Origin of the sequence: Campylobacter concisus (assembly GCF_003048875.2) — a bacterium.
In the GTDB taxonomy this organism is placed as follows: Bacteria; Campylobacterota; Campylobacteria; order Campylobacterales; family Campylobacteraceae; genus Campylobacter_A; species Campylobacter_A concisus_AU.
The window spans coordinates 1,751,343-1,771,813 of record NZ_CP049264.1; the positions used below are offsets into that span (position 1 = coordinate 1,751,343).

A 20,471-nucleotide genomic window follows, 5' to 3' on the forward strand; every position below is an offset into this window, starting at 1 on the left:
TTATCTTATGCCAAATTTAGCGTAAATTTCTTTTGATCTCTCGCTTTTTAACTCGTCTATAAATTTAACACAATCAGCCTTTTTCTCGCATCCTTCAAGCTTTGCAGCTACGATGTTTGCTGGAGCGTAAAGAGCTTTATCTATCAAGATAAAACTACCAAATTCGTCCTTGTGTGCGTTTAGTTCAGTTTGGTTGATAAAGCCAGCATCAACCTCGCCGTTTAATATATAGGTAACGACCTGTGGCACGCCTGCAACTGCTAAAATTTTATCCTTTAGCTCGCCCTCTAAGTTTGCTTTTTGCATAAACTCATTTGCTCTCTTGCCATAAACAGTCTTTGCCGCGTCTGGCATAGCGATTTTTGTAAGCGTTTTTAGCTCGTCAATTTTTTCTATTTTCACGCCCTTTTTAGTAGCTAGCACCAAGGCGCCAGATCCTAAATTTACATATTCAGCAATCTTTAGATCAGACTTTTTCAAAAAGTCCTCATCGCCCACGATCACGTCAGTTTTGCCCTCTTTTGCCTGCGCTATGATCGCTGTGATGTTTGCAAAAGAGGTGTCGATATTTACGCCATCTTTTTTGAGATTATGCGCGACTGCTTCGACTATCTTTTTATATCCACCGCCCGCGCTAACTAGCAAATTTTCATTGCCAAATGCAAAGACTGCTGCCATTAAAAGCAAAAATTTTTTCATATTTTTTCCTTTAAAAATAAAATTTCACGATTTTATAAAATATACTCTTATATATTCTTAAAATATATTTTTACAATTTTACTCTTTTTCTAAAATGGTATAATCTCGCAAAAACAAAAGGACAGACATGAACGAACTTGAGCTAAAGATGCAAGGCAAGATAGATAGGCTAACAGATAAGACTTTTAAGCTAGATCAAAGGATCGGCGAGGGCTACTTTACGGCGAAATATTTTCTAAAAGTAAATGAGATTATTAAGCAAAACCTGCCTGATCAGCACGTGACTATGCAGTTTTTTCAAAGGCGTGATGATATCGTGCTTTGTGGCATCGATGAGGTTTTAGCTATCATCAATAAATTTGCCAAAAACCAAAGCGAGCTTGAAATTTACGCGCTTGATGATGGTGATATCATAAATGCAAACGAGCCAGTTTTAAAGATAAGTGGCAAGTATGAGAATTTTGGTTTTTTAGAAAACGTCATCGACGCAACGCTCACTAGAAGAAGCTGCGTGGCGACAAACTCCAGAGATGTGATAAAAGCGGCAAATGGCAAGGACGTCTTTAGCATGGCTGATAGACAAGACGACATCTGCACGCAGCCAGGCGACGGATATGCTTCATTTATCGGCGGTATAAAAAAGGTCGCCACAGACGCTCAGGGCGAGCTTACAGGGTTAAAAGGTGGTGGCACCATGCCTCACGCGCTCATTCAAATGTGTGGCGGAGACGTGGTGAAGGCTTGCCAAATTTACGCTAAAACCTTTCAAAACGAGCAGATCACGGCCTTGGTTGATTACAACAACGACGTGATAACAGATGCTTTAAAGGCTGCAAATGCCCTAAAAGAGAGGCTTGGCGCAGTTAGAGTTGATACTAGTAAAAATTTGATAGATAGGTATTTTGAAGGCAAAGATACGAGCAAATTTGACCCACACGGCGTTTGTAAGGAGCTTATATTTGCCCTAAGAGAGGCACTTGATAAAGCTGGCTTTAAGCACGTCAAAATCGTCGTTAGCTCAGGCTTTAACCCACAAAAAATGAGTGAATTTGAGAAATTTAACACCCCAGTTGATATTTACGGCGTGGGAAGCTATCTTGTTAAAAATGACATTTGTGGCTTTACGGGCGATCTAGTCGAGCTAAACGGTAAAAGTGAGGCTAAATTTGGCAGAAAAAATTTCGCTTCAGATAGGCTAAAGAGAGTTAAATTTTAGGAGAGAAGATGAAATTTATAAAAATTTTAACGATTCTAGCGCTTTTACTGACCGCTTGCACCGCCGCAAACTATGCTAACGCCTTTGAAAAGGTTGGCATAGTTGAGGACGGAGTTTATCGCTTTAGTCAAAATGGCATCGGAGTCAAAAAAGACCTGCTTGTAAAGGTGATCTCCGTGCAAAATGCGGACAACTCGCGCAAAAAGATCATCTCCATGCTAAATATCCCTAAAAAGTCTAAAATTACGGACTTTAAATCAAGCGACGCAGGCGTGATAGTCTGGCCATTTTACGAGTTTGAGGGCAAATTTATAACGACAATAATCGTTGAAAATATAAAAAAAGAAGATAGCGATCAAAAACTGCTTAAGATGCTAGAACTTAAGCATCCGTTTTACTCAACGCTCCAAGCTCGAAGAAAAGGGGCTAAAGACGCCATAGACGTGAAATACGTGCTAAATTTCAAAGAGGCAAAGCTGGTAAAATCGTTTCAAAACCGCCCTTAAAACTTTATTTTAAATAAATTTCATTAAAATGGCGTAATCAAAAAAAGGATCATCTTTGCACAATCTAAAAACTATAAACGTCGCTCACTCGCCGGACGCTGACGATATTTTCATGTATGCCGCGGTCAAATTTGGCTGGGTTAGCAGTAAAAATTTAGCCTTTACATCAAAGGCGCTTGATATAGAAACGCTAAATGATGAGGCGCTAAAAGGCACTTACGAGGCAACGGCGATCAGCTTTGCACTCTATCCAAAAATTTGCGATGAATTTGCGCTTTTGCGCTGTGCGGTGAGCTTTGGCAATGGATATGGTCCAAAGCTTATCAAGCTAAAAGATAAGCAGCTAAAGCGAAATTTCAAGGTCGCGCTATCTGGTAAAAACACGACAAACGCCCTACTCTTTCGCATAGCCTACCCAGAGGCAAGGATCGTTTATAAAAATTTTCTTGAGATCGAAAATGCCGTGATTAGCGGCGAGGTAGATGCTGGCGTGCTTATACATGAAAGTATCTTAAATTTCTCAGACCAGCTCCGCGTAGAGCGCGAAATTTGGGACATCTGGAGCGAGCTAAACGGCGAAAATTTACCGCTTCCACTTGGTGGCATGGCGCTTAGACGAAGCCTACCCATAACCGACGCGATCGAGTGCGAGAGAGTGCTTAGCGAGGCGGTTAGGATCGCCACTTCGCACAAGCCATTTTTATCTCACATGCTAATGGAGCGAAACCTCATCAGAGTTGGCAAAGATGAGCTAAAAACGTATCTAAATTTATACGCAAATGACGAGTCAATAAGCATGAACGAAACGCAGCTAAAAGCGCTAAATAAGCTATATCAAATAGGCTATGACAAAGGCTTTTTTGAAAAAGCTATCGACGTAAACGACTACCTAATCCCAACTGAATACAACGAAGTAAGGTTTAGCTGATGCAAAGTACGCTTGTCTCACTTGGAGTTGAAACCTTTAAGATCGCCCTTTATATCAGCCTTCCGATGCTACTAAGCGGACTAATAGCAGGTCTTATCATCTCCATTTTTCAAGCGACCACGCAGATAAACGAAACTACGCTAAGCTTCGTACCAAAAATTTTGCTAGTCGTCGTTGTCATCATATTTTTGATGCCTTGGATGATCTCGATGATGGTTGAATTTACCACTCGCATGCTTGAGTTTATACCGGAATTTATCCAGTGACGAGGCTTGTTGATTTTTCTAAATTTACCTCAGTTAGGATAGGCGGCGTGTATGAAATTTTCGAGGTTGATAGCCTTGAAGATCTAAGCTCGCCTCACTTTTTAGGCGCTGTGATGATAGGCGGGGGCAACAACCTTCTTATCTCGCCAAATCCCCCAAAAATGGCGATGCTTGGCAAGAGCTTTGACTATATAAATTTAGAAATTTGTGATGAGAAAATTTGTCTTGAGATAGGTGCTGCGACAAAATCCGCTAAAATTTATAACTTCTGCAAACAAAACAACATCGCTCACCTAGAGTTTTTAAAAAATATCCCAGGCACACTTGGCGGACTTATCAAAATGAACGCTGGACTGCTTAAATTTAGCATAAGTGACAACCTCACGCATGTGCGTCTGGCTCGTGGCTGGGTGAGAAAAGAAGAGATAAGCTTTAGCTACCGCCACAGCGGCATAGATGAGGCCATTTTGGGGGCTAAATTTGAGCTTTCTAGCGGCTTTGATGCAAGCATATCTGAAGCTATAAGTGCAAAAAGGGCAAATCAACCAAAAGGCGCTAGCTTTGGCAGCTGCTTTGTAAATCCTGAAGGGCACTTTGCAGGGGCATTGCTTGAGGCGGTTGGACTAAAGGGATACGCTATCGGCGGAGCGAAATTTAGCGAAGAGCACGCAAATTTTTTGATAAATTTTAACCACGCAAGCTTTGAGGACGCCACTAGCCTTATAAATTTGGCTAGAGCTAGAGTTTTAGAGAAATTTGGCGTAGAGCTTAAGACTGAAGTTTGCATTTTATAAGGATGATGATGAGTGAGTTTTTGAGCGAAGTTTTTACCCTTTCACTTTTGTTTATAGCTATCGGGTTTTACGCCATTTATAGGGCTAAAAAGGCACAAAGCGAGCATGAGAAAAATGTGGCTAGTTATGATAAAAATCTGCTAAATTTTGCCAAAATTTTAGGCGTAAAAGATCACATCGACCTAGTTAAATTTGATGAAATTTTAGCCCAGGCCTTAAAAGAAAAACTAATTTTTAAATTTAATAAATCTACCTCGCAAGAGAAATTTATCTCTTTTATAAAAGAAGAAAATTTCAAAACCAAACCCCAAATTTCGCAAAATAGTATCGATGAAGCTTTTTTAAACCTTTGCGCCAGCTCGCTTGTAGAGCCATTTAAGCTAGCGATACTAAAAAACGAAGATCAAATTTATGGATTTTTGTTTGAAAAAGAGCAGCTTTTTGCTCTTATTGATAGCGCTGCGCTGCTTGGCGAAAATATTATAATTTGCGAGTAAATCAAGTAAAATTCATCTCTTTTTAGATAAAATCAAGCCAAATTTCAACTATAAGGTAAAAAATGGCAAAAGAAAAAGATAGTGACAAAAAGATAGCTATCCCAGAGAGCGAAGCGGACAAGAAAAAGGCGCTCGAGCTTGCGCTAAAGCAGATCGATAAAGCTTTTGGCAAAGGCACGCTTTTAAGACTTGGCGACAAAGAGGTTGAGGCTATCGAGTCGATACCGACTGGCTCGCTAGGGCTTGATCTGGCTCTTGGCATAGGCGGCATCCCAAAAGGCAGGATCATCGAGATATACGGACCAGAGAGCTCTGGTAAGACCACGCTCACACTTCACATCATCGCTGAAGCGCAAAAAGCTGGCGGAATTTGTGCATTTGTCGATGCAGAGCACGCGCTAGACGTAAAATACGCCTCAAATTTAGGTGTAAATACCGACAATCTTTACGTCTCTCAGCCAGACTTTGGCGAGCAGGCACTTGAGATCGTTGAGACACTTGCAAGAAGCGGTGCGATCGATCTTATCGTAGTTGATAGCGTCGCAGCTCTTACTCCAAAGAGCGAGATAGACGGCGATATGGGCGATCAACACGTTGGTCTGCAAGCAAGACTAATGAGCCAGGCGCTTAGAAAGCTAACTGGAATTTTAAGCAAGATGAAGACGACTGTTATCTTCATCAACCAAATTCGTATGAAGATCGGCATGATGGGATATGGCACGCCAGAGACCACAACTGGCGGTAATGCACTTAAATTTTACTCATCTGTAAGAATAGACGTTAGAAAGATAGCCACACTTAAACAAAATGACGAGCCTATCGGCAACCGCACAAAGGCAAAAGTCGTAAAAAACAAGGTCGCGCCTCCATTTAAAGTGGCTGAATTTGACATCATGTTTGGCGAGGGTGTGAGCAAAGAGGGCGAGATCATCGACTATGGCGTAAAGCTCGACATCATCGACAAATCAGGCGCGTGGTTTAGCTACAAGGCCGAAAAACTAGGTCAAGGCAGAGAAAACGCCAAAGCCTACCTAAAAGAGCACCCAGAAATTTCTGACGAGATAGTAGCGGCGATAAAAGGCTCAATGGGGATAGACCACCTAATAAGCAGCGGCGCAAAAGACGAAGACGACGACACAAACGAAGCAGGAGATGAATAATGGTATTTATTGAAGATGTAGAAGCTCACGAGGTTTTAGACAGCAGAGGCAACCCAACAGTTCGTGCGACAGTTAGACTAAGCGACGGCACCGAGGCAAGCGCGATCGTACCAAGCGGCGCAAGCACTGGCAAGCGTGAGGCGCTAGAGCTTCGTGATAAAGACGAGAGATACGCTGGCAAAGGCGTTTTAAAGGCTGTTTCAAATGTAAACGAAAAGATCGCAGAAGCAGTGATAGGACTTGATGCTTACAATCAAAAGGCAGTCGATGCGGAGATGCTTGAGCTTGATGGCACGCACAACTACTCAAATTTAGGCGCAAACGCAGTCCTTGGCGTATCTATGGCGGTAGCTCGCGCAGCTGCAAAGAGCCTAAATATCCCGCTTTATCGCTACCTTGGCGGTGCAAACGCTAGCATCTTGCCAGTGCCGATGTTTAACATCATAAATGGCGGCGCGCACGCAAATAATAGCGTTGATTTTCAAGAATTTATGATCATGCCATTTGGCTTTAGCACATTTAGCGAGGCGCTAAGAGCTGCAACTGAAATTTATCATAAGCTAAAATCTATCCTAAACGCAGCTGGCCACAGCACAGCTGTCGGTGACGAGGGTGGCTTTGCTCCAAATTTAAAAGACAACGAAGAGCCGCTAAAGCTTATCTCTCAGGCTGTAAAAGAGGCTGGATATGAGCTAGGCAGCCAGATAAAACTAGCGCTTGACGTCGCTTCAAGCGAGCTTTACAAAGACGGCAAATACGAGCTCGAGGGCAAAAAATTTAGCAGCGACGAACTTATTAGCTACTACGAAAAACTTTGCGAAAAATATCCGATATTCTCTATCGAAGATGGCCTTAGTGAGGATGACTGGAGCGGCTGGGCTGAGCTTACAAAAAGGCTTGGCAGCAAGGTGCAGCTAGTTGGCGACGATCTTTTCGTTACAAATGAGAAAATTTTACGCGAAGGCATTGAGAAAAACATCGCAAACGCTATCTTAATCAAGCCAAATCAAATAGGCTCAGTCACGCAAACTATGCAAACTGTCCGCCTTGCTCAAAGAAACGGCTACCGCTGCATCATGAGCCACAGAAGCGGCGAGAGCGAAGATGCGTTTATCGCTGACTTTGCAGTCGCTCTAAATACTGGCGAGATAAAGACAGGTGCCACTTCAAGAAGCGAGCGCAACGCGAAATACAACCGCTTGCTTGAGATCGAGCTTGAGGCGGGTGAGTTTTTAGGGGATAATATTTGAGCGAAATTTTAGATGAATATGGCAAAGAAGATGGCATATTTCATAAAATCGTAAAATTTGTTCGGCCGACACTGCGCTACGTCATAGCCACCATTTGCGTGGCTATGTTTGCCTTTTACGTGGGCAACATGATGTTTGGCAAACGCTCACTTGATGTGATGCTAAGCCTTCAGAGCAAAAAAGAGAGGCTTAGCGAAGACGTGGAAATTTTGAAAAAAATGAATGCACGTCTGCAAAAAGATTATTTTGAATTGCAAGGCCTTGAGCCAGACTCCAACAAAAAGTAGGAACGATGAAGAAAATTTGGTTAGTTTTACCTTTATTAGTAGCGAGCTTATGCGCCAGAGAAAACCCATTTATGCCTATTAGCGAGCTAAACACAAGCGTTATGACGACAAACGTCGTAGAAAAATATGACAGCTTCAACTCGCTCTCATTTAAATTTCCAAGCGATGCGATGCTACTACTTGATGTCACCATAAGATATAGAGCAAATGACGGCAGCATAAAAGAAAAAAGACTAACTGATATAAACAAAACTATCGACTGGAACGATGAATTTGCCCTAAGCAAGATGAAAAATCCAGAACCAGTCGCAGCTAAAAAACTAGACGTTTCTGTCACGATGGCAGAGGTGCCAGCTCAAAAGGTAAGCACGCCGGTTATAATAGAAAAAAATGAGACTAAAATTTCAAACAAAGATAGAAACAAAACTTCAGATGTGCCAACTCCAAATGTCGTGGTGATCGACCTTGGCACAAAAAAAGCAAAAGAGCCAGCTAAGCCTGAGCAAAAGGTAGTAGAAGTTAAGATAGAACCCGCCTCAAAACCTGTTCAAGAGATAAAAAGCAGCGAAAAAGAGGTTAAATTCTTAGGATTTGTGAGCTTTTTAGCGCATGAAAAAGAGCTAAATATCATCACAAAAGCTAAAAATTTAAAGCACTTTGCTTACGAGAAAAACAAGATCGTACTTGACTTTGCAAAACCTCCAAGAAGCTTTAAAACTAGAAATTTAAAGCTTGAAAACGAGACATTTAAAAACGTCATAATCGGCTGGCATGATAAGTATTTCAGAGTAGTTTTAGAGCTTGATAAGATGCATAAATATAAGCTTGAAACCGCTGAAAATGGATATGTGCTTAAGCTTTTATAGTTTTTATATTTAAATTTAAGCCTGCTGTTTTTAATTTCTCTTTGTCGTAACCAAAAAGGCTTAAACTAGTGTAAAAATCTTTTAGGAATGCTAGCCTAAATACCTAGCGATTTACACGCACTTTGATAGTGACAAGCTAAAACTCGCTGCCAAAGTGGCTGAGGATCTGGCAAACTAGGGCACTAAAAGCAAACTATCAATAGTAAATTTAACCCATGCAAATTTAAAACGCTGCTTGAAGGAGCAGCTGGCACGCTTCAGATGATATTAAATTTAACCAATGCAAAATTTAAAACATTAAATTTAACTATGAAGCCCTATAAATATGTGAGAATTTTTAGCTTGTAAGCAGCCTAAAAGCTTGCTATGCATATAAATTTACGCCACAATACAAAAGCTCTCACGAAAATGAAATTTGGCAAGCAAATTTTACTCTGCTCGCCAAATTTATCAAACTAGCCTATCTTTCTTATCTTTGCAGGAAGTGCTTGTCTAGCGCAAGTACCAACCAGCCAGTCATTTAGGCTAAATTCGCCATTTCTTTTTGGATCAAGAAGTCCGAGCTTGTTGTGATTGACCCCTTTTTCTAAATTTGCTATCCCAAAAGCTGGCTTTCCATCGACGATGTGCGTTCTTATACCAAACTCATCATGGCCAAATCCATGCTCTATGCTGATAACCCCGCTAGCAACGCCGTCCGTTACAAACGCCTCGCCAACTTGCGCGCCATAAGGCGTAGTCACTTTGACCTTATCGCCTGAGCGAATGCCCTGCTCGCTCGCCACATCTGGCGCCATCCTTATGAAGTTGCTAGGATGCACAGCTCTTAGCCTTGGGCTAACAAAGGTGTAGAAGTGCTGGATATTTGACTTTCTTGAGCTAACTGTGTATTTCCACTCAGAGCGTGGGAAAAATTTCTCAAGCGGCGTGCCGTCACTCGCGACTGGTAGCATCAGACTTGGCACTCCTGGCATATATTCGCCTGTTATTGAGTGTCTGTGTCCGCCAAGTGGCTCATAGTAGATCGAAGCTGGCGTAGGCGCTGGCACTTTTACGGTTGCTTTATCGCCCTTGTACGCGCTCTCGTAGCTATCATATCTGCCGCCTTTTGCTAGCACGTGCGCTACTTTTGGCTTCTCTTCGTCTTTTAGATAAGGATCAAACTTTGTCATCACTCTTGATATCTTACTAAGCTTTTTGTCCTCGTCGCTTATATCTTTCACGCCCTCGCCGTCAAAGGCTAAATTTGCTAGTGCAGCCGCGTAGTACTGCTCTTTTACGTCAAGGTCCATGAAATTTCCGTCTTTATCTTTGAAGGCATTTTTGCCAAAGCCTTTTAGTCCAAGTCTCTTTGCTACGGCTATATAAAACGCCTCAACGTCGATCACGCCGCCATTTTTATCCTTTGCTTGCTTTGAGCTAACAGCTGGATAGCGCACGACTGAAGTTTTAGCGATCGTTCCCCAAAGAGAGTTTGGAAGAGCCCAGTTTTCTAAATTTACCCCATCTGGCACAATGTAGTCAGCATAGGCGTTTGTCTCGTTCATAAAGGCGTCGATACCCACAAAAAGTGGTAAATTTTTACTATCTTTTAGCGCGTCTAAAACCGCTCTTTCAAGTCCTGCCTGGCCGTAAAGTACGTTTGTCATATAGTTTATGAAAACTTTTACTTTGTATGGATAGCCAGCCTTGTGGCTTGTAAGCGTTTCGTTTACAAGTGGCATAGAGATAGGATACCATGGCTGAGTTGATGGATAGCCGCTGCCTCCAGCTGCCACTTTGCGCTTATACTCAGAGCTTGTTTCGTAGTATTTGCCTGATCTTGATAAATTTAGACCATTTGGCTTATAAGCGCCTTCAAAGTTCTCAAGATCATATCTGCCCTTTAAAAACTCGTGTGTGCCGGCACTTGCATTGACGTTGCCGCCTTTATAGCCGTAAGTGCCCATTAGCGTGTTTAGACAAAGTATCGCAAAAGTAGTCATGCCAGCTTGCGTATGCATCATACCGCCATGCACATTTGTGCTCACCTGTCTGCCGTTTTTGGTGAAATTTTCGCAAAGCCAGATGATATCTTCAACGCTCACACCACAAATTTTTGAGTACTCCTCTAAGCTATGCTTATAGGCTGACTCTTTTAAAAGCTGCATTGAGCTTTTTACCTCGACTTTTTTGCCGTCTATTAAAATTTTACCTTTGTAGTAGAGCTTGGCTGGTTCATTTACCTTGTAGCTTTGTATCTTGCCATCTTGCGAGCAGACCTGCCACTCGTTATTGATAAGTGCAAATTTGCCGTAGTCTTTGTGACCTTTTTCGGTGATGACTAGATGCGTGGCGTTGCACCAGTGTATCTCACCTGCTAGCTTTGCTTGGTCTAAATTTGGCTGGATAAGGTAGTTTGTAGCGTATTTTTCATTTTCTATGATCCAGCGTATCATAGCCATGGCTAGAGCTGAGTCGGTGCCTGGCTTTATCGCTATCCAGCGGCCTTTGTCTGAAGAGGCGTATTTTACAGCGTTTGTAACGCTTGGGTCGACCACTGCGTAGCTAAAGTCATCTCTAGTGCCTCTTGCGTAAGAGAGCATTTTTGCCTGTTTTTGGAAAGGGTTGCCACCATTTGACGGCGAAGTGCCCCAGTAGATAACAAATTTAGAGTTTTCATAGTCTGGTTTTGTGTGTGCAAAGCCCTTTGCGTTGTGTGCGATCTTGCCGCCAACCCTAAAGCCACCACCGCAAATTCCGCCGTGTGAGTAGTGATTGATAGTGCCAAATGACTTTTTGACAAAGCGATCAACGATGTCTGAGCGTCCGTCATATAGGTAAAAGCTTAAAAATTGGTTGCGCTTAGTGCCATACTCTGGATTTTCGCTGTCGATTAGCTCGTCGCTATATATCGCTCTTAGCCCGTCCACGTGCCCCTCACCAAAGAGATCTCCGCCCTCTACGACCTCTTCTACTAGCTGCTCAAAGCTTATGCTCTTCCACTTGCCCTCGCCTCTTTTGCCAACTCTTTTTAGCGGAGTTAGTATCCTTGCAGGCGAGTCTATCATCTCAGGTAATATCACTCCTCTAGCGCAAACCGTGGCTCGCTTTTCATCTTCGCCGCTTAGTGTCGTGGCAAGCAAAGCGTCGTTTATCGATGTGTCAAAATTTGCCCAGTGTACGTTTGAGAGTGGGTGGTATGGGTTGCCGCTACATCTTAAAACGCGATCGTTTTTATCATCTACGTGAAGTCTTATGCCACACTTCGTTGTACAGCCGTGGCACATAGAAAAGACAACGCTATGTCCGTCGTTAAGTGAAATTTTGCCATCTTTTACGCTAAATTCAGGCTCTAGTGAGTTTGACTGCGGTTTGTAGTCGTCTTTTTCGCCATCTGCTAGCACAGCGCTCGCGGTTAGTGTTGAGAGTACGGCTGATCTTTTTAAAAATTCTCTTCTTTGCATTGCTTGTCTCCTTTTACTGTGCTATCTCTTCGCTCCAGCTGATAACCTTTTTATATCCATTATCAAGCTCGAGTTTCTTATCGTTTTTAGCCAAAATTTCGCTAACGCCATGGTAGAACACCTGTGGATTTGTATTTTTAGGGCTATCTATGACCATAGTCTCGTGTGTGGCTAGAAATTTTCTGATATTTGAGTTAGGATCGTTAAGATCGCCTATTATACGGCTACCGCCCACACAGCTCTCTACGCATGCTGGCTGAAGTCCCGCTCTTAGTCTGTGGTCGCAAAAGGTGCATTTATCGGCCTTATAGGTATGCAAGCTAAGATATCTTGCATGATATGGACAGGCCTCCACACAAAGTGCACAGCCTATGCACTCTTTTGTGTCGATCTTTACGATGCCGTTGCTTCTTTGATGGCTTGCTCCTGTTGGACAAACGTCGATACAGGCTGGTTTGTTGCAGTGATTGCAAAGTCTTGGAAGTGACGCAATGACCGCCATTTTACCGCTTTTATCCTTTGCCTCGTACTCAGAGACGATGGTCCTAAAAGCACCTGGCTGAACGTCGTTTTCCAACATACAGCTCATAGTACATGACTGACAGCCAACACATCTTGTTAGATCTATCGCCATGCCGTAGCGAACACCACTACCACTAAAGTCCTTTGGTGCCGCCTTTAGTGCAGTCGTAGCAAAAAATAGTCCTGCAGCTGCGATAAAACTGCGACGAGAGTTTAGGGTCTGTTGCATAAGAAATTCTCCTTTCTTTTTAGAAGTTTTTCTTATTTTAACATAGTAAATTTTTTTTCTAAAGTTTATTTTATCTTTTTGCAAAATGTATTAAATTTTGAGAATTTTTGTAGCACTTTGTAGGTAAAATTTGAAGTTAAATTTAAAGAGAAAAAGATAGAAATTTAGCTTCTATCTTTTTAAATTTATGCTTTGTGGTTTAGCATATAAAGGCGGATGACTTGCTCGGCGGTCATCTTTAAATTTCTAAGGGCATTATCTTTTCGCATGGCTTCTTCAAGACTCATTGGCTCATTTAGTATGCAAAAATAGGCATCTATGCCGTGTTTGTGGCAGTCTTTGGCGCACCTTTGCACGCTTCCAGCAAGCGCGATGACTGGCTTATGATGTCTCTTAGCTAGCTTTGCCACGCCTGTTGGGGTCTTGCCCATGGTGCTTTGAAAGTCCATGCGGCCCTCGCCAGTGATGACAAGATCAGCCTTTTTGATCTCATCTTCAAGTGCTATTGTCTGCGTGATGATCTCGATGCCAGGCTTGAGCTTCGCGCCCAAAAATGCCACAAAAGCAAAGCCAAGTCCGCCAGCTGCACCAGCGCCCTTTTGCGTGTGAAATTTAGTGCCATTTTTCTCTTTTACAAGGCTTGCAAAGTGCTTTAAGCCGTCATCAAGCTGCTTTACCATGCGGCCATTTGCGCCCTTTTGTGGGGCATAGACATATGCAGCGCCCTTTTGTCCGTAAAGTGGGTTATCCACGTCACAGGCGATTAAAAATTCGCACTCTTTTAGCTCTTTTAGCGCCTCATCGTCTGAAAACTCGCAAATTTGAGCCAAATCCTCGCCTTTGCCCTCAAGCAAAGCGCCGTTTTTGTCATAAAATTTAAAGCCAAGAGCGCTTAGCATGCCTGTGCCAGCGTCATTTGTCGCACTTCCGCCGATGCCTATGATAAATTTTCTAGCACCCTTACTAATGGCATCTTTTATCATCTGACCAAAACCAAATGTGCTAGTTTTCATAGGATTTCTCTCATCAGGATTTATAAGAGTAAGTCCTGAAGCGCTTGACATCTCAAGTATGGCGAGGTCGTCTTTTAGGGCATATCTAGCTAAAATTTTAGTGCCAAGCGGGTTTTTTACAATGGTATCTATAAATTTCGCATCAAGCGCGTCAGCCATAGCCTCCACACTGCCCTCGCCGCCGTCAGCGACTGGCTTTACGACGACGTCACAAAAGTCTTCAAGCGCCTCTTTTATAGCAAGGCCCGCCTCAAGTGAGCTTAGCGAGCCTTTTAATGAATCAATCGCAACCAAAATTCTCATAAAAGCACCAAAGATAGTATATAAACGCTGATCATACCAACAACGCCCATGATAAATGTCATCGCTGTTTGTGTGCGATATCCTTGATCTGCGGTCATCTTACTAAAGTTTGTCACTACCCAGAAGTAGCTGTCGTTTGCGTGAGATACGCACATCGCACCTGATGCTATCGCCATGACACAAAGAGCGGCTGAAATTTCACTCGTAAAGCCAAGTGTGTGCATGAGCGAGTTATCGGCGCTAAATGCACCCATGATAGAGGCTGTCGTGATGATAGCCACGGTTGAGCTTCCTTGAGCTGTTTTTAGCACGGCTGAGATGATGAATGGGAAGAAAATTCCTATCGCTTTTATAGTTGAGGCATTTTCTTTTATGAAATTTACAAAGCCAGCCTCAGTGATGACGTTGCCCAAAACGCCGCCAGCTGCGGTGATAAAGAGTATAGGACCAGCGATCTTTAATGATTCGTTTGTTATATGGTCAAATTCTCTCATCTTTTTAGTTTCAGCTAGTAAAAATACGCAAAAGATCACGCCGATAGCTAGAGCGATGATAGGGTTACCTAAAAATAAAAATATCTTTGGCAAGAGCGCAGCTTTATCAAGCATGCCTTGTTTTGCCAAAACATCAACCACAGAGCCAACCGCCATGAAAATGATAGGCATGATGATAGGAGCAAGGCTTAAAAATCCGCTAGGTAATTTGCCAAATTTATTTAAAAGTTCCTCGTAGCTAGCCGTTATCGTAGCGTCAGCCTCTTTATCGCTGATAGTTACGCTTTTAGCGATGCTTTTTGAAAAGAAATAAACAGCTACCAAAACAGGCACCGAAACTACTGTACCCATGATGATAACAAGAAGTAAATTCCCTCCAAGGCCAAGTGTGCCAGCAGCGGCTATCGGGCCAGGAGTTGGTGGGATGAAGACGTGAGAAGCGTATAGGCCGCCACTAAGTGCTACTGACATAGCAACTGGGCTTGCTGAAATTTTCTTATAAAGTGCCTCGCGGATAGAGTTTAAGACGACAAAACCGCTATCGCAAAATACTGGTATGCCTACAACCCAGCCCATTATAAGCATGGCAAGCTCAGGGCGTCTTTGTCCGACTAGCTTTACGACCATGTCAGCTAGCTTTAGCGCAGCTCCAGTTTTTTCAAGCACTGTACCGATGATCGTTCCAAAGATGATGACGATGCCGATGCTCTTAAATGTGCCACTAAAACCAACGCCTATCATCGCTGGGATCTTGGATAGATCGATACCTGCGACGATCGCGAGCACCAAAGATATACTCATAAGTGCCAAAAATGGATGCACCTTGAACTTTGAGATCATAACGATCATAAGGATGATTGCTATAACAAAACAGACAATCAAAGCTATACCGCTCATGAAAACTCCTTTATTGTGAGATTTTGCCAGTGATTTTAGCAAAATTTGCTTATATTTTTTCTAATATTTTTAAGTTTTTCTATTAGTTAAATTTTTTTCGTTATTTATCTAAAATTTACTTAATCTGCCCAAATTTAGCCACTTTATAAGATTAAATTTTTAAGGCTATTTTAAAATAACAAAGCCAAGACCAACCTTGTCGGTGTGCCTATCATAATCAATCAAACTCTCGCCGTATCCTGTAAAATACTGCAAATAGCCATAAACGCCACTTGAAAATATCGGAAACATATATGAAAGCTCGGCCGCACCTTTATTTGTTTTATCAAAATGTAAGTTATTTCTTAGCATTAGGCTAAAAATTTGATCATTTAGCTTGTAACTAAGCCTTAGGTCTCCGTGTCCGATGTAGTTTAAAATTTCTTTATTGTCGTTCTTTTCGCCGATCACACTCCAAACTCTTGGTGAAATGGTTAAATCTCCATAGACAAGATCGCCTTGCACGTAGGCTCTGTTCCAGCTCCTCGAGTTGGTGCCATCTCGTCCGTTTGACTCATGCAAAAGTCCAAATTTTAGGTTTTTCACGCCTATTTGCTCTAGGTATTTTGGAGAGGCGAAATTTAAGAAAATTTCAGGCTGATAGTTTGTCTCACGAAAAGGAGCTGAAGTTTTTGTTATCTGCCACCAAGAAGTTTGCGTATATGCTGCCACAAGGCTCTCTCTAAGACCAAAAACGTCGTAAAATAGCGGCTTTGCAAGGCTTATTTGAAACTTCGTCTCAACGCTCTTTCGTCCGTCATCTGGGACAGTTTTAGCGTAAGTTACTGGCAAAAGATAGTTAAATTTATAAAGCTCGATGCCAAGTGCATTTTGTAAATTTTTATCGCTTTTATCTCTTAAAAGATCAGCCTGCTTTAGCTTCGCATCATTTGGTGTTGGCTCACTTGCTTGCACATTTTGCACCGCTTCTTGCTCGCTTAAAGAGCTTTTGGCTAGCTCTTTATAAATTTGCATCGCACCCTTTATATCGCCACTTTGCTCAAGCTCTTGCGCCCTTTTAAAGTCATCCGTCCTGTTTGCCACCAAAAATGTAAGGCTAAGGCTTAAAAGCAATGTAAATTTACTCATTTTTCATCTTTTCATTTGCTATTTTGTACTCTTCTGGGAAATTTACGTTAAAAAACTGCTCTTTGTCATCAAAATTTACTATCTTGCACTTGCAGTTTTTTCGTAAAAGTCCGATTTTGTGCTCATTTTTTAGATAAAGTTCTTTGGCTAATGGGGCTAAGTTTGGACTAAAAAAACCACAAAGCGAGTGGATATGCTCATCATCACCAGCCACAACCATGTCAAATTCATCTTTAAATTTAGTCAGCTCGCCAAGGCTTACAAGATCAAAAAATGGCATATCAGCTGGGATGATAAAGACGCTATGATCAAAGCTTTTTAGCACGCAGTAGAGCGCTAACATCGGCGAATAATCCTCACTGCTCTCATCTTTTATGAGCTTTAGAGGCGGGTTAAATTTCTCAAATTTAGAGCTTACAAAAACCTCATCAAAAACTTTGCTAAATTTAGCGACCTGATAGTGCGTGAGTGTTTCAAATCCCCCAAATGGCAGCAAGGTCTTGTCCTGACCCATGCGCGAGCTCTTGCCACCTGCTAAAATGACGCAAGTTTGCATCTTTTATCCTTTTAAATTTCAAAAAATTACAAAAGTATAACCAAATTTTCTAACTCATCTTGTTTTAAATTTATTATCACTTGATAAAAGCTTTGCCCTTAAATTTGCAAAAATGGGCGCTTTTGCCAAAACAATGGGCTACTTTTTAGCAGATAAAATTAATTTTTTTACCACGCTAATCATAAAGCTAAGAATAATATAATGGCTTACTTTTAAAGGAGATCACATGAGTGAAAGAAATTTACAAATTTTAGGTTGGATAGGCACGTGCTTATCGGTTGTTATGTATTTTTCATACATCCCACAAATAATGGGCAACCTTGATGGCAACAAAACGCCTTATATACAGCCACTAGCTGCTGCGCTAAACTGCACGATATGGACTAGCTATGGCTTACTAAAAGCCAAAAGAGACTATCCGCTAGCAGCTGCAAACTTACTAGGCATAATCTTTGGACTTTTGGCAACTATAACAGCGTTTTAATGCGCTAGCTTCAAGCTTTTTATACTAAAAATAGCCGGTAAATTTGCAAATTTATCGGCTAACAAATCTAAATTTTACAAATAAACTAAAATATCAAATTTAAGACAGGTCTAAAAGTAAATTTCACAAGAAATTTCATCAAATTTTGTCAAAAATGTAAGGCAAAGTATCGCGAAGCGGGCTTTAAAATTTAGCAGCAAGATTTTAAGATAGATTTGGATGTTGTGACAAAATTTTCACACAAGATAAAACACATAGTTTATCGAAGTGTGAAAATTTCTAACTCATTCAAAGATACTTAAAAGCTAACGCCTATAAGTCTCTTGGATCAGCGATTTTACCAGCTATCGCGCTCGCCGCCACAACCGCCGAGTTAGCTAGATAAATTTCACTCGTTCTATCGCCCATACGGCCGACGAAATTTCTATTTGTCGTTGAGATACAGCGTTCATTTGCACCCAAAATTCCCATATATCCGCCAAGACAAGCACCACATGTTGGGTTGCTCACAACTGCGCCAGCTTCTATGAAAATGTCGATTAGCCCCTCTTTTTCAGCAGCTCTTGCGATCTTTTGCGTCGCTGGAGTGATGATGAGCCTTGTTTTGCGAGCTACTTTTTTACCTTTTAGGATTTGCGCTGCTATGCGAAGGTCGCTTAGACGGCCATTTGTGCATGAGCCGATAAATGCTTGATCGATAGCTAGATCGTCGCGAACAGCCTGTCTTACGCTCTTGCCGTTGCTTGGCAAAAATGGATATGCGATGACTGGATCAAGGTTTGTGACATCGATCTCTAAAATTTTGTCGTATTTTGCGCCCTCGTCTGAGTAGAAAAATTTTGGTTTATCGCGTAAATTTTTATCTTTTAAAAACTCTTTTGTGATCTCATCAACCGCGATGATACCGCTCTTTGCGCCAGCTTCGATCGCCATGTTACACATTGAAAACCTATCATCCATGCTAAGGCCATCTATCACCTCGCCGCTAAACTCAAGCGCCTTGTAAAGTGCGCCATCAACGCCTATTTGGCGGATGATCTCAAGGATGAGGTCCTTGCCATAAACGTGCTTATCAAGCTTGCCTTTAAAGACGACTTTGATACTCTCAGGCACTTTAAACCAGTTTTTGCCAGTGATCATCGCGTAAGCTAGGTCGGTGCTACCCATGCCGGTGCTAAATGCCCCAAGAGCGCCGTGTGTACAGGTGTGGCTGTCTGCACCGATGATGACGTCGCCTGGGATGACTAGGCCTTTTTCAGGCAAAATCGCGTGCTCGATACCCATATCTTTTTCGTCAAAATAGTTTTTAAGGTCGTGTTTGTAGGCAAATTCACGTGAAATTTTGGCTTGATTTGCGCTTAAGATGTCCTTTGTCGGGATGTAGTGGTCCATCACGATAGCAAAGCCGTCTGGGTTAGCTAGCTTTTTAGCGCCACTTCGCTCAAACTGCTTGATCGAGATAGGCGTCGTGATGTCGTTGCCTATGATCATATCGATCTTACTCTCGATGATCTCTCCTGCGCTTACCTCTTTGCCAACGTGATCTGAAAATATTTTCTCGGTGATGGTTTGTTTCATAAATTTCCTTTAAATTTTGGGGCGATTTTAACGAAATTTGTATAAAAAGATATTTAGCTAGTGCTTTAAATCACTATAAATTTGACAAAAAATTTATGCTAAAAATTTGGACAGATAAGATTTACAAGATAGCATTTTCTTTTTTATATATTTTAAAATTATAATTTAAGCAACTAAAATAAATTCAATGTAAAATTTAGCTTTAAATTTTATGCTAAAGCCCTAAAATACTCTATTTATTACTTTCGATAAATAAATTAATAAAATTTAGTAAAATTTATCATAACAAGCGTTATTTAGCTACTTTTTGCCATTTTTTCTTAAAAATAAAAATTAAGAGATATTGTTTAACTTTTATTATAAAATACGCCGAAAATTTTAAAAGGATTTAAGATGAAAAAACTCTTTTCTAGCTTGTCTAACAAGATAGCCTTTTTGCTGACAGCTTGGATGCTAATAGGCATAGGCATATTTTTTAGCATAAACTACTCAAATTCCAAATCGGAAAAAATTCAGTCCTACAACAATGTCCGCAAAACTGGGCTAAAATCGACGATGTATTTTGTCGATGAGTTTTTAAAATCAAGACTTCACATGGTGCAAAACTTTGCAAAAGAGCTTGAGGATAAAAAGCTCTATACCAGCAGGGACGACATAGCTGAGGCGCTAAAAGGTGCTTTTATCATTTCACCATTTGACGCGCTATTTGTGGGCTATGCAGATAACGGCAACGTTATAAAAACCGATCTTTTGAAAAACAACCAGCCATTTTTGATACCAAATTTTGATGGTCGCACAAGGGCTTGGTTTAAAGGTGCTAGCAGCAGCGGCAAGCCTGGATTTTCAGAGCCATACATAGATGTCACGACAAAGAATTTAACCACCACAGCCTACGCTCCTATTTTTAATGACAAACACCAGCTAGTAGCGGTAATTGGCGCAAATATCTTCTTAAACAGCTTTAGTCAGGAGCTTTTAGAGATAAAAACAACCAAAACTTCAAATATCATGATCGCCGATGATACTGGCAAAGTGATAGTTCATCCTGATATAAATTTAGTCTCAAAAGAAGATGAAACCTATAAAAACCTCATCAAAGAAAATATGAAAAACAGCATAGATGGCGACAAGGTTTCGCTATTTTTCCATAACGGTATGAGAAACGTCATCTACTGCCAAAACCAAAAGCTAACAGGCTGGAACGTCTGTATAGTGGCTGATGCTGATGAGTTTGTAGCTGAGATAAAAAGCGCTTCAAACAAGCAAATTTTGATGTTTAGCCTATTTTTGATCTCGGTCATCATCGCTATTATGGTGGTCGTTAGATACTTCTTAAGACCGGTTTTAACGAT

Annotated in this window: 19 protein-coding genes and 1 pseudogene; 12 read left to right on the top strand and 8 right to left on the bottom strand. The window is 41.5% G+C overall.

The window, feature by feature from the left end; all coding sequences use genetic code 11:
* Positions 1 to 699 (bottom strand): molybdate ABC transporter substrate-binding protein, encoded by a 699-nt coding sequence (gene modA, locus CVT07_RS08685; RefSeq protein ID WP_107936515.1) that lies wholly within the window; start codon positions 697 to 699, stop codon positions 1 to 3.
* A gap of 127 nt (positions 700 to 826) precedes the next feature.
* On the opposite strand from modA, the gene CVT07_RS08690 reads away from it, so the two are divergent.
* The 10 genes from CVT07_RS08690 (at position 827) to CVT07_RS08735 (ending at position 8,469) form a co-directional block, all read left to right on the top strand.
* Entirely contained in the window at positions 827 to 1,915 is a 1,089-nt protein-coding gene (locus CVT07_RS08690) for a nicotinate phosphoribosyltransferase (RefSeq protein WP_107936513.1), read from the top strand.
* An 8-nt stretch (positions 1,916 to 1,923) separates the two neighbouring features.
* Positions 1,924 to 2,421: a chemotaxis protein gene (locus CVT07_RS08695; RefSeq protein ID WP_107936511.1), complete on the top strand. Its 498-nt coding sequence runs from the start codon at positions 1,924 to 1,926 to the stop codon at positions 2,419 to 2,421.
* A gap of 55 nt (positions 2,422 to 2,476) precedes the next feature.
* The gene (locus CVT07_RS08700) at positions 2,477 to 3,349 is read left to right on the top strand and encodes a menaquinone biosynthesis family protein (RefSeq protein ID WP_107936509.1); all 873 of its coding nucleotides are present in this window, start codon (positions 2,477 to 2,479) and stop codon (positions 3,347 to 3,349) included.
* Positions 3,346 to 3,615, top strand: a complete 270-nt coding sequence (gene fliQ / locus CVT07_RS08705) for a flagellar biosynthesis protein FliQ (protein ID WP_228027488.1) — start codon at positions 3,346 to 3,348, stop codon at positions 3,613 to 3,615. The genes CVT07_RS08700 and fliQ overlap by 4 nt, the downstream gene beginning before the upstream one ends.
* Entirely contained in the window at positions 3,612 to 4,409 is a 798-nt protein-coding gene (locus tag CVT07_RS08710; RefSeq protein ID WP_107936507.1) for a UDP-N-acetylmuramate dehydrogenase, read from the top strand. The genes fliQ and CVT07_RS08710 overlap by 4 nt, the downstream gene beginning before the upstream one ends.
* Before the next feature lie 8 nt (positions 4,410 to 4,417).
* Complete coding sequence (locus CVT07_RS08715) at positions 4,418 to 4,906, top strand: addiction module antitoxin (protein WP_107936505.1); 489 nt, start codon at positions 4,418 to 4,420, stop codon at positions 4,904 to 4,906.
* A 62-nt stretch (positions 4,907 to 4,968) separates the two neighbouring features.
* Positions 4,969 to 6,066, top strand: a complete 1,098-nt coding sequence (gene recA, locus CVT07_RS08720) for a recombinase RecA (RefSeq protein WP_107936503.1) — start codon at positions 4,969 to 4,971, stop codon at positions 6,064 to 6,066.
* Positions 6,066 to 7,316, top strand: coding sequence for a phosphopyruvate hydratase (gene eno / locus CVT07_RS08725; RefSeq protein ID WP_002940828.1), 1,251 nt, complete (start codon positions 6,066 to 6,068; stop codon positions 7,314 to 7,316). The genes recA and eno overlap by 1 nt, the downstream gene beginning before the upstream one ends.
* A 104-nt stretch (positions 7,317 to 7,420) precedes the next feature.
* Positions 7,421 to 7,603 carry a hypothetical protein gene (locus CVT07_RS10305; protein WP_178140078.1) on the top strand — a complete coding sequence of 61 codons (183 nt, stop codon included), beginning with the start codon at positions 7,421 to 7,423 and terminating at the stop codon, positions 7,601 to 7,603.
* Positions 7,604 to 7,608: 5 nt separating this feature from the next.
* Positions 7,609 to 8,469 carry an AMIN domain-containing protein gene (locus tag CVT07_RS08735; RefSeq protein WP_107936501.1) on the top strand — a complete coding sequence of 287 codons (861 nt, stop codon included), beginning with the start codon at positions 7,609 to 7,611 and terminating at the stop codon, positions 8,467 to 8,469.
* A 455-nt stretch (positions 8,470 to 8,924) separates the two neighbouring features.
* On the opposite strand, the gene CVT07_RS08740 is transcribed toward CVT07_RS08735, so the two are convergent.
* The 6 genes from CVT07_RS08740 to CVT07_RS08765 all read right to left on the bottom strand — a co-directional run bounded on the left by CVT07_RS08740 (position 8,925) and on the right by CVT07_RS08765 (position 17,057).
* The gene (locus CVT07_RS08740; protein ID WP_107936499.1) at positions 8,925 to 11,915 is read right to left on the bottom strand and encodes a molybdopterin dinucleotide binding domain-containing protein; all 2,991 of its coding nucleotides are present in this window, start codon (positions 11,913 to 11,915) and stop codon (positions 8,925 to 8,927) included.
* A gap of 13 nt (positions 11,916 to 11,928) precedes the next feature.
* Positions 11,929 to 12,666, bottom strand: a complete 738-nt coding sequence (locus CVT07_RS08745; protein ID WP_107936651.1) for a 4Fe-4S dicluster domain-containing protein — start codon at positions 12,664 to 12,666, stop codon at positions 11,929 to 11,931.
* A 185-nt stretch (positions 12,667 to 12,851) separates the two neighbouring features.
* Complete coding sequence (locus tag CVT07_RS08750; RefSeq protein WP_107936497.1) at positions 12,852 to 13,982, bottom strand: glycerate kinase family protein; 1,131 nt, start codon at positions 13,980 to 13,982, stop codon at positions 12,852 to 12,854.
* Entirely contained in the window at positions 13,979 to 15,373 is a 1,395-nt protein-coding gene (locus CVT07_RS08755) for a GntP family permease (RefSeq protein ID WP_107936495.1), read from the bottom strand. Before CVT07_RS08755 ends, CVT07_RS08750 begins: the two co-directional genes overlap by 4 nt.
* 165 nt (positions 15,374 to 15,538) lie before the next feature.
* A complete protein-coding gene (locus tag CVT07_RS08760) occupies positions 15,539 to 16,501 on the bottom strand; it encodes a phospholipase A (protein ID WP_107936493.1) in 963 nt (320 codons plus the stop codon).
* Positions 16,494 to 17,057 carry a molybdenum cofactor guanylyltransferase gene (locus CVT07_RS08765; RefSeq protein ID WP_107936491.1) on the bottom strand — a complete coding sequence of 188 codons (564 nt, stop codon included), beginning with the start codon at positions 17,055 to 17,057 and terminating at the stop codon, positions 16,494 to 16,496. Before CVT07_RS08765 ends, CVT07_RS08760 begins: the two co-directional genes overlap by 8 nt.
* Before the next feature lie 226 nt (positions 17,058 to 17,283).
* Between CVT07_RS08765 and CVT07_RS08770 the strand changes: the two genes are divergently transcribed.
* The gene (locus CVT07_RS08770) at positions 17,284 to 17,541 is read left to right on the top strand and encodes a SemiSWEET family transporter (RefSeq protein ID WP_107936489.1); all 258 of its coding nucleotides are present in this window, start codon (positions 17,284 to 17,286) and stop codon (positions 17,539 to 17,541) included.
* 312 nt (positions 17,542 to 17,853) lie between these two features.
* Here CVT07_RS08770 and leuC read toward each other — a convergent pair whose 3' ends face one another.
* Positions 17,854 to 19,119 (bottom strand): 3-isopropylmalate dehydratase large subunit, encoded by a 1,266-nt coding sequence (leuC, locus tag CVT07_RS08775; protein WP_012140464.1) that lies wholly within the window; start codon positions 19,117 to 19,119, stop codon positions 17,854 to 17,856.
* 555 nt (positions 19,120 to 19,674) lie between these two features.
* On the opposite strand from leuC, the pseudogene CVT07_RS10445 reads away from it, so the two are divergent.
* A pseudogene (locus tag CVT07_RS10445) lies at positions 19,675 to 20,196 on the top strand (cache domain-containing protein); the annotation flags it as partial.
* Between the last annotated feature and the right edge of the window lie 275 nt (positions 20,197 to 20,471).

Excerpts from the sequence above, each read along its gene's own strand:
- CVT07_RS08750 (WP_107936497.1), bottom strand. The coding sequence starts at position 13,982 with ATGAGAATTTTGGTTGCGATTGATTCATTAAAAGGCTCGCTAAGCTCA.
- CVT07_RS08755 (WP_107936495.1), bottom strand. The coding sequence starts at position 15,373 with ATGAGCGGTATAGCTTTGATTGTCTGTTTTGTTATAGCAATCATCCTT.
- CVT07_RS08690 (WP_107936513.1), top strand. The coding sequence starts at position 827 with ATGAACGAACTTGAGCTAAAGATGCAAGGCAAGATAGATAGGCTAACA.
- leuC (WP_012140464.1), bottom strand. The coding sequence starts at position 19,119 with ATGAAACAAACCATCACCGAGAAAATATTTTCAGATCACGTTGGCAAA.
- CVT07_RS08715 (WP_107936505.1), top strand. The coding sequence starts at position 4,418 with ATGAGTGAGTTTTTGAGCGAAGTTTTTACCCTTTCACTTTTGTTTATA.
- CVT07_RS08770 (WP_107936489.1), top strand. The coding sequence starts at position 17,284 with ATGAGTGAAAGAAATTTACAAATTTTAGGTTGGATAGGCACGTGCTTA.
- CVT07_RS08745 (WP_107936651.1), bottom strand. The coding sequence starts at position 12,666 with ATGCAACAGACCCTAAACTCTCGTCGCAGTTTTATCGCAGCTGCAGGA.
- modA (WP_107936515.1), bottom strand. The coding sequence starts at position 699 with ATGAAAAAATTTTTGCTTTTAATGGCAGCAGTCTTTGCATTTGGCAAT.
- CVT07_RS10305 (WP_178140078.1), top strand. The coding sequence starts at position 7,421 with ATGTTTGCCTTTTACGTGGGCAACATGATGTTTGGCAAACGCTCACTT.
- CVT07_RS08760 (WP_107936493.1), bottom strand. The coding sequence starts at position 16,501 with ATGAGTAAATTTACATTGCTTTTAAGCCTTAGCCTTACATTTTTGGTG.
- CVT07_RS08695 (WP_107936511.1), top strand. The coding sequence starts at position 1,924 with ATGAAATTTATAAAAATTTTAACGATTCTAGCGCTTTTACTGACCGCT.
- CVT07_RS08740 (WP_107936499.1), bottom strand. The coding sequence starts at position 11,915 with ATGCAAAGAAGAGAATTTTTAAAAAGATCAGCCGTACTCTCAACACTA.
- CVT07_RS08735 (WP_107936501.1), top strand. The coding sequence starts at position 7,609 with ATGAAGAAAATTTGGTTAGTTTTACCTTTATTAGTAGCGAGCTTATGC.
- CVT07_RS08765 (WP_107936491.1), bottom strand. The coding sequence starts at position 17,057 with ATGCAAACTTGCGTCATTTTAGCAGGTGGCAAGAGCTCGCGCATGGGT.
- eno (WP_002940828.1), top strand. The coding sequence starts at position 6,066 with ATGGTATTTATTGAAGATGTAGAAGCTCACGAGGTTTTAGACAGCAGA.
- recA (WP_107936503.1), top strand. The coding sequence starts at position 4,969 with ATGGCAAAAGAAAAAGATAGTGACAAAAAGATAGCTATCCCAGAGAGC.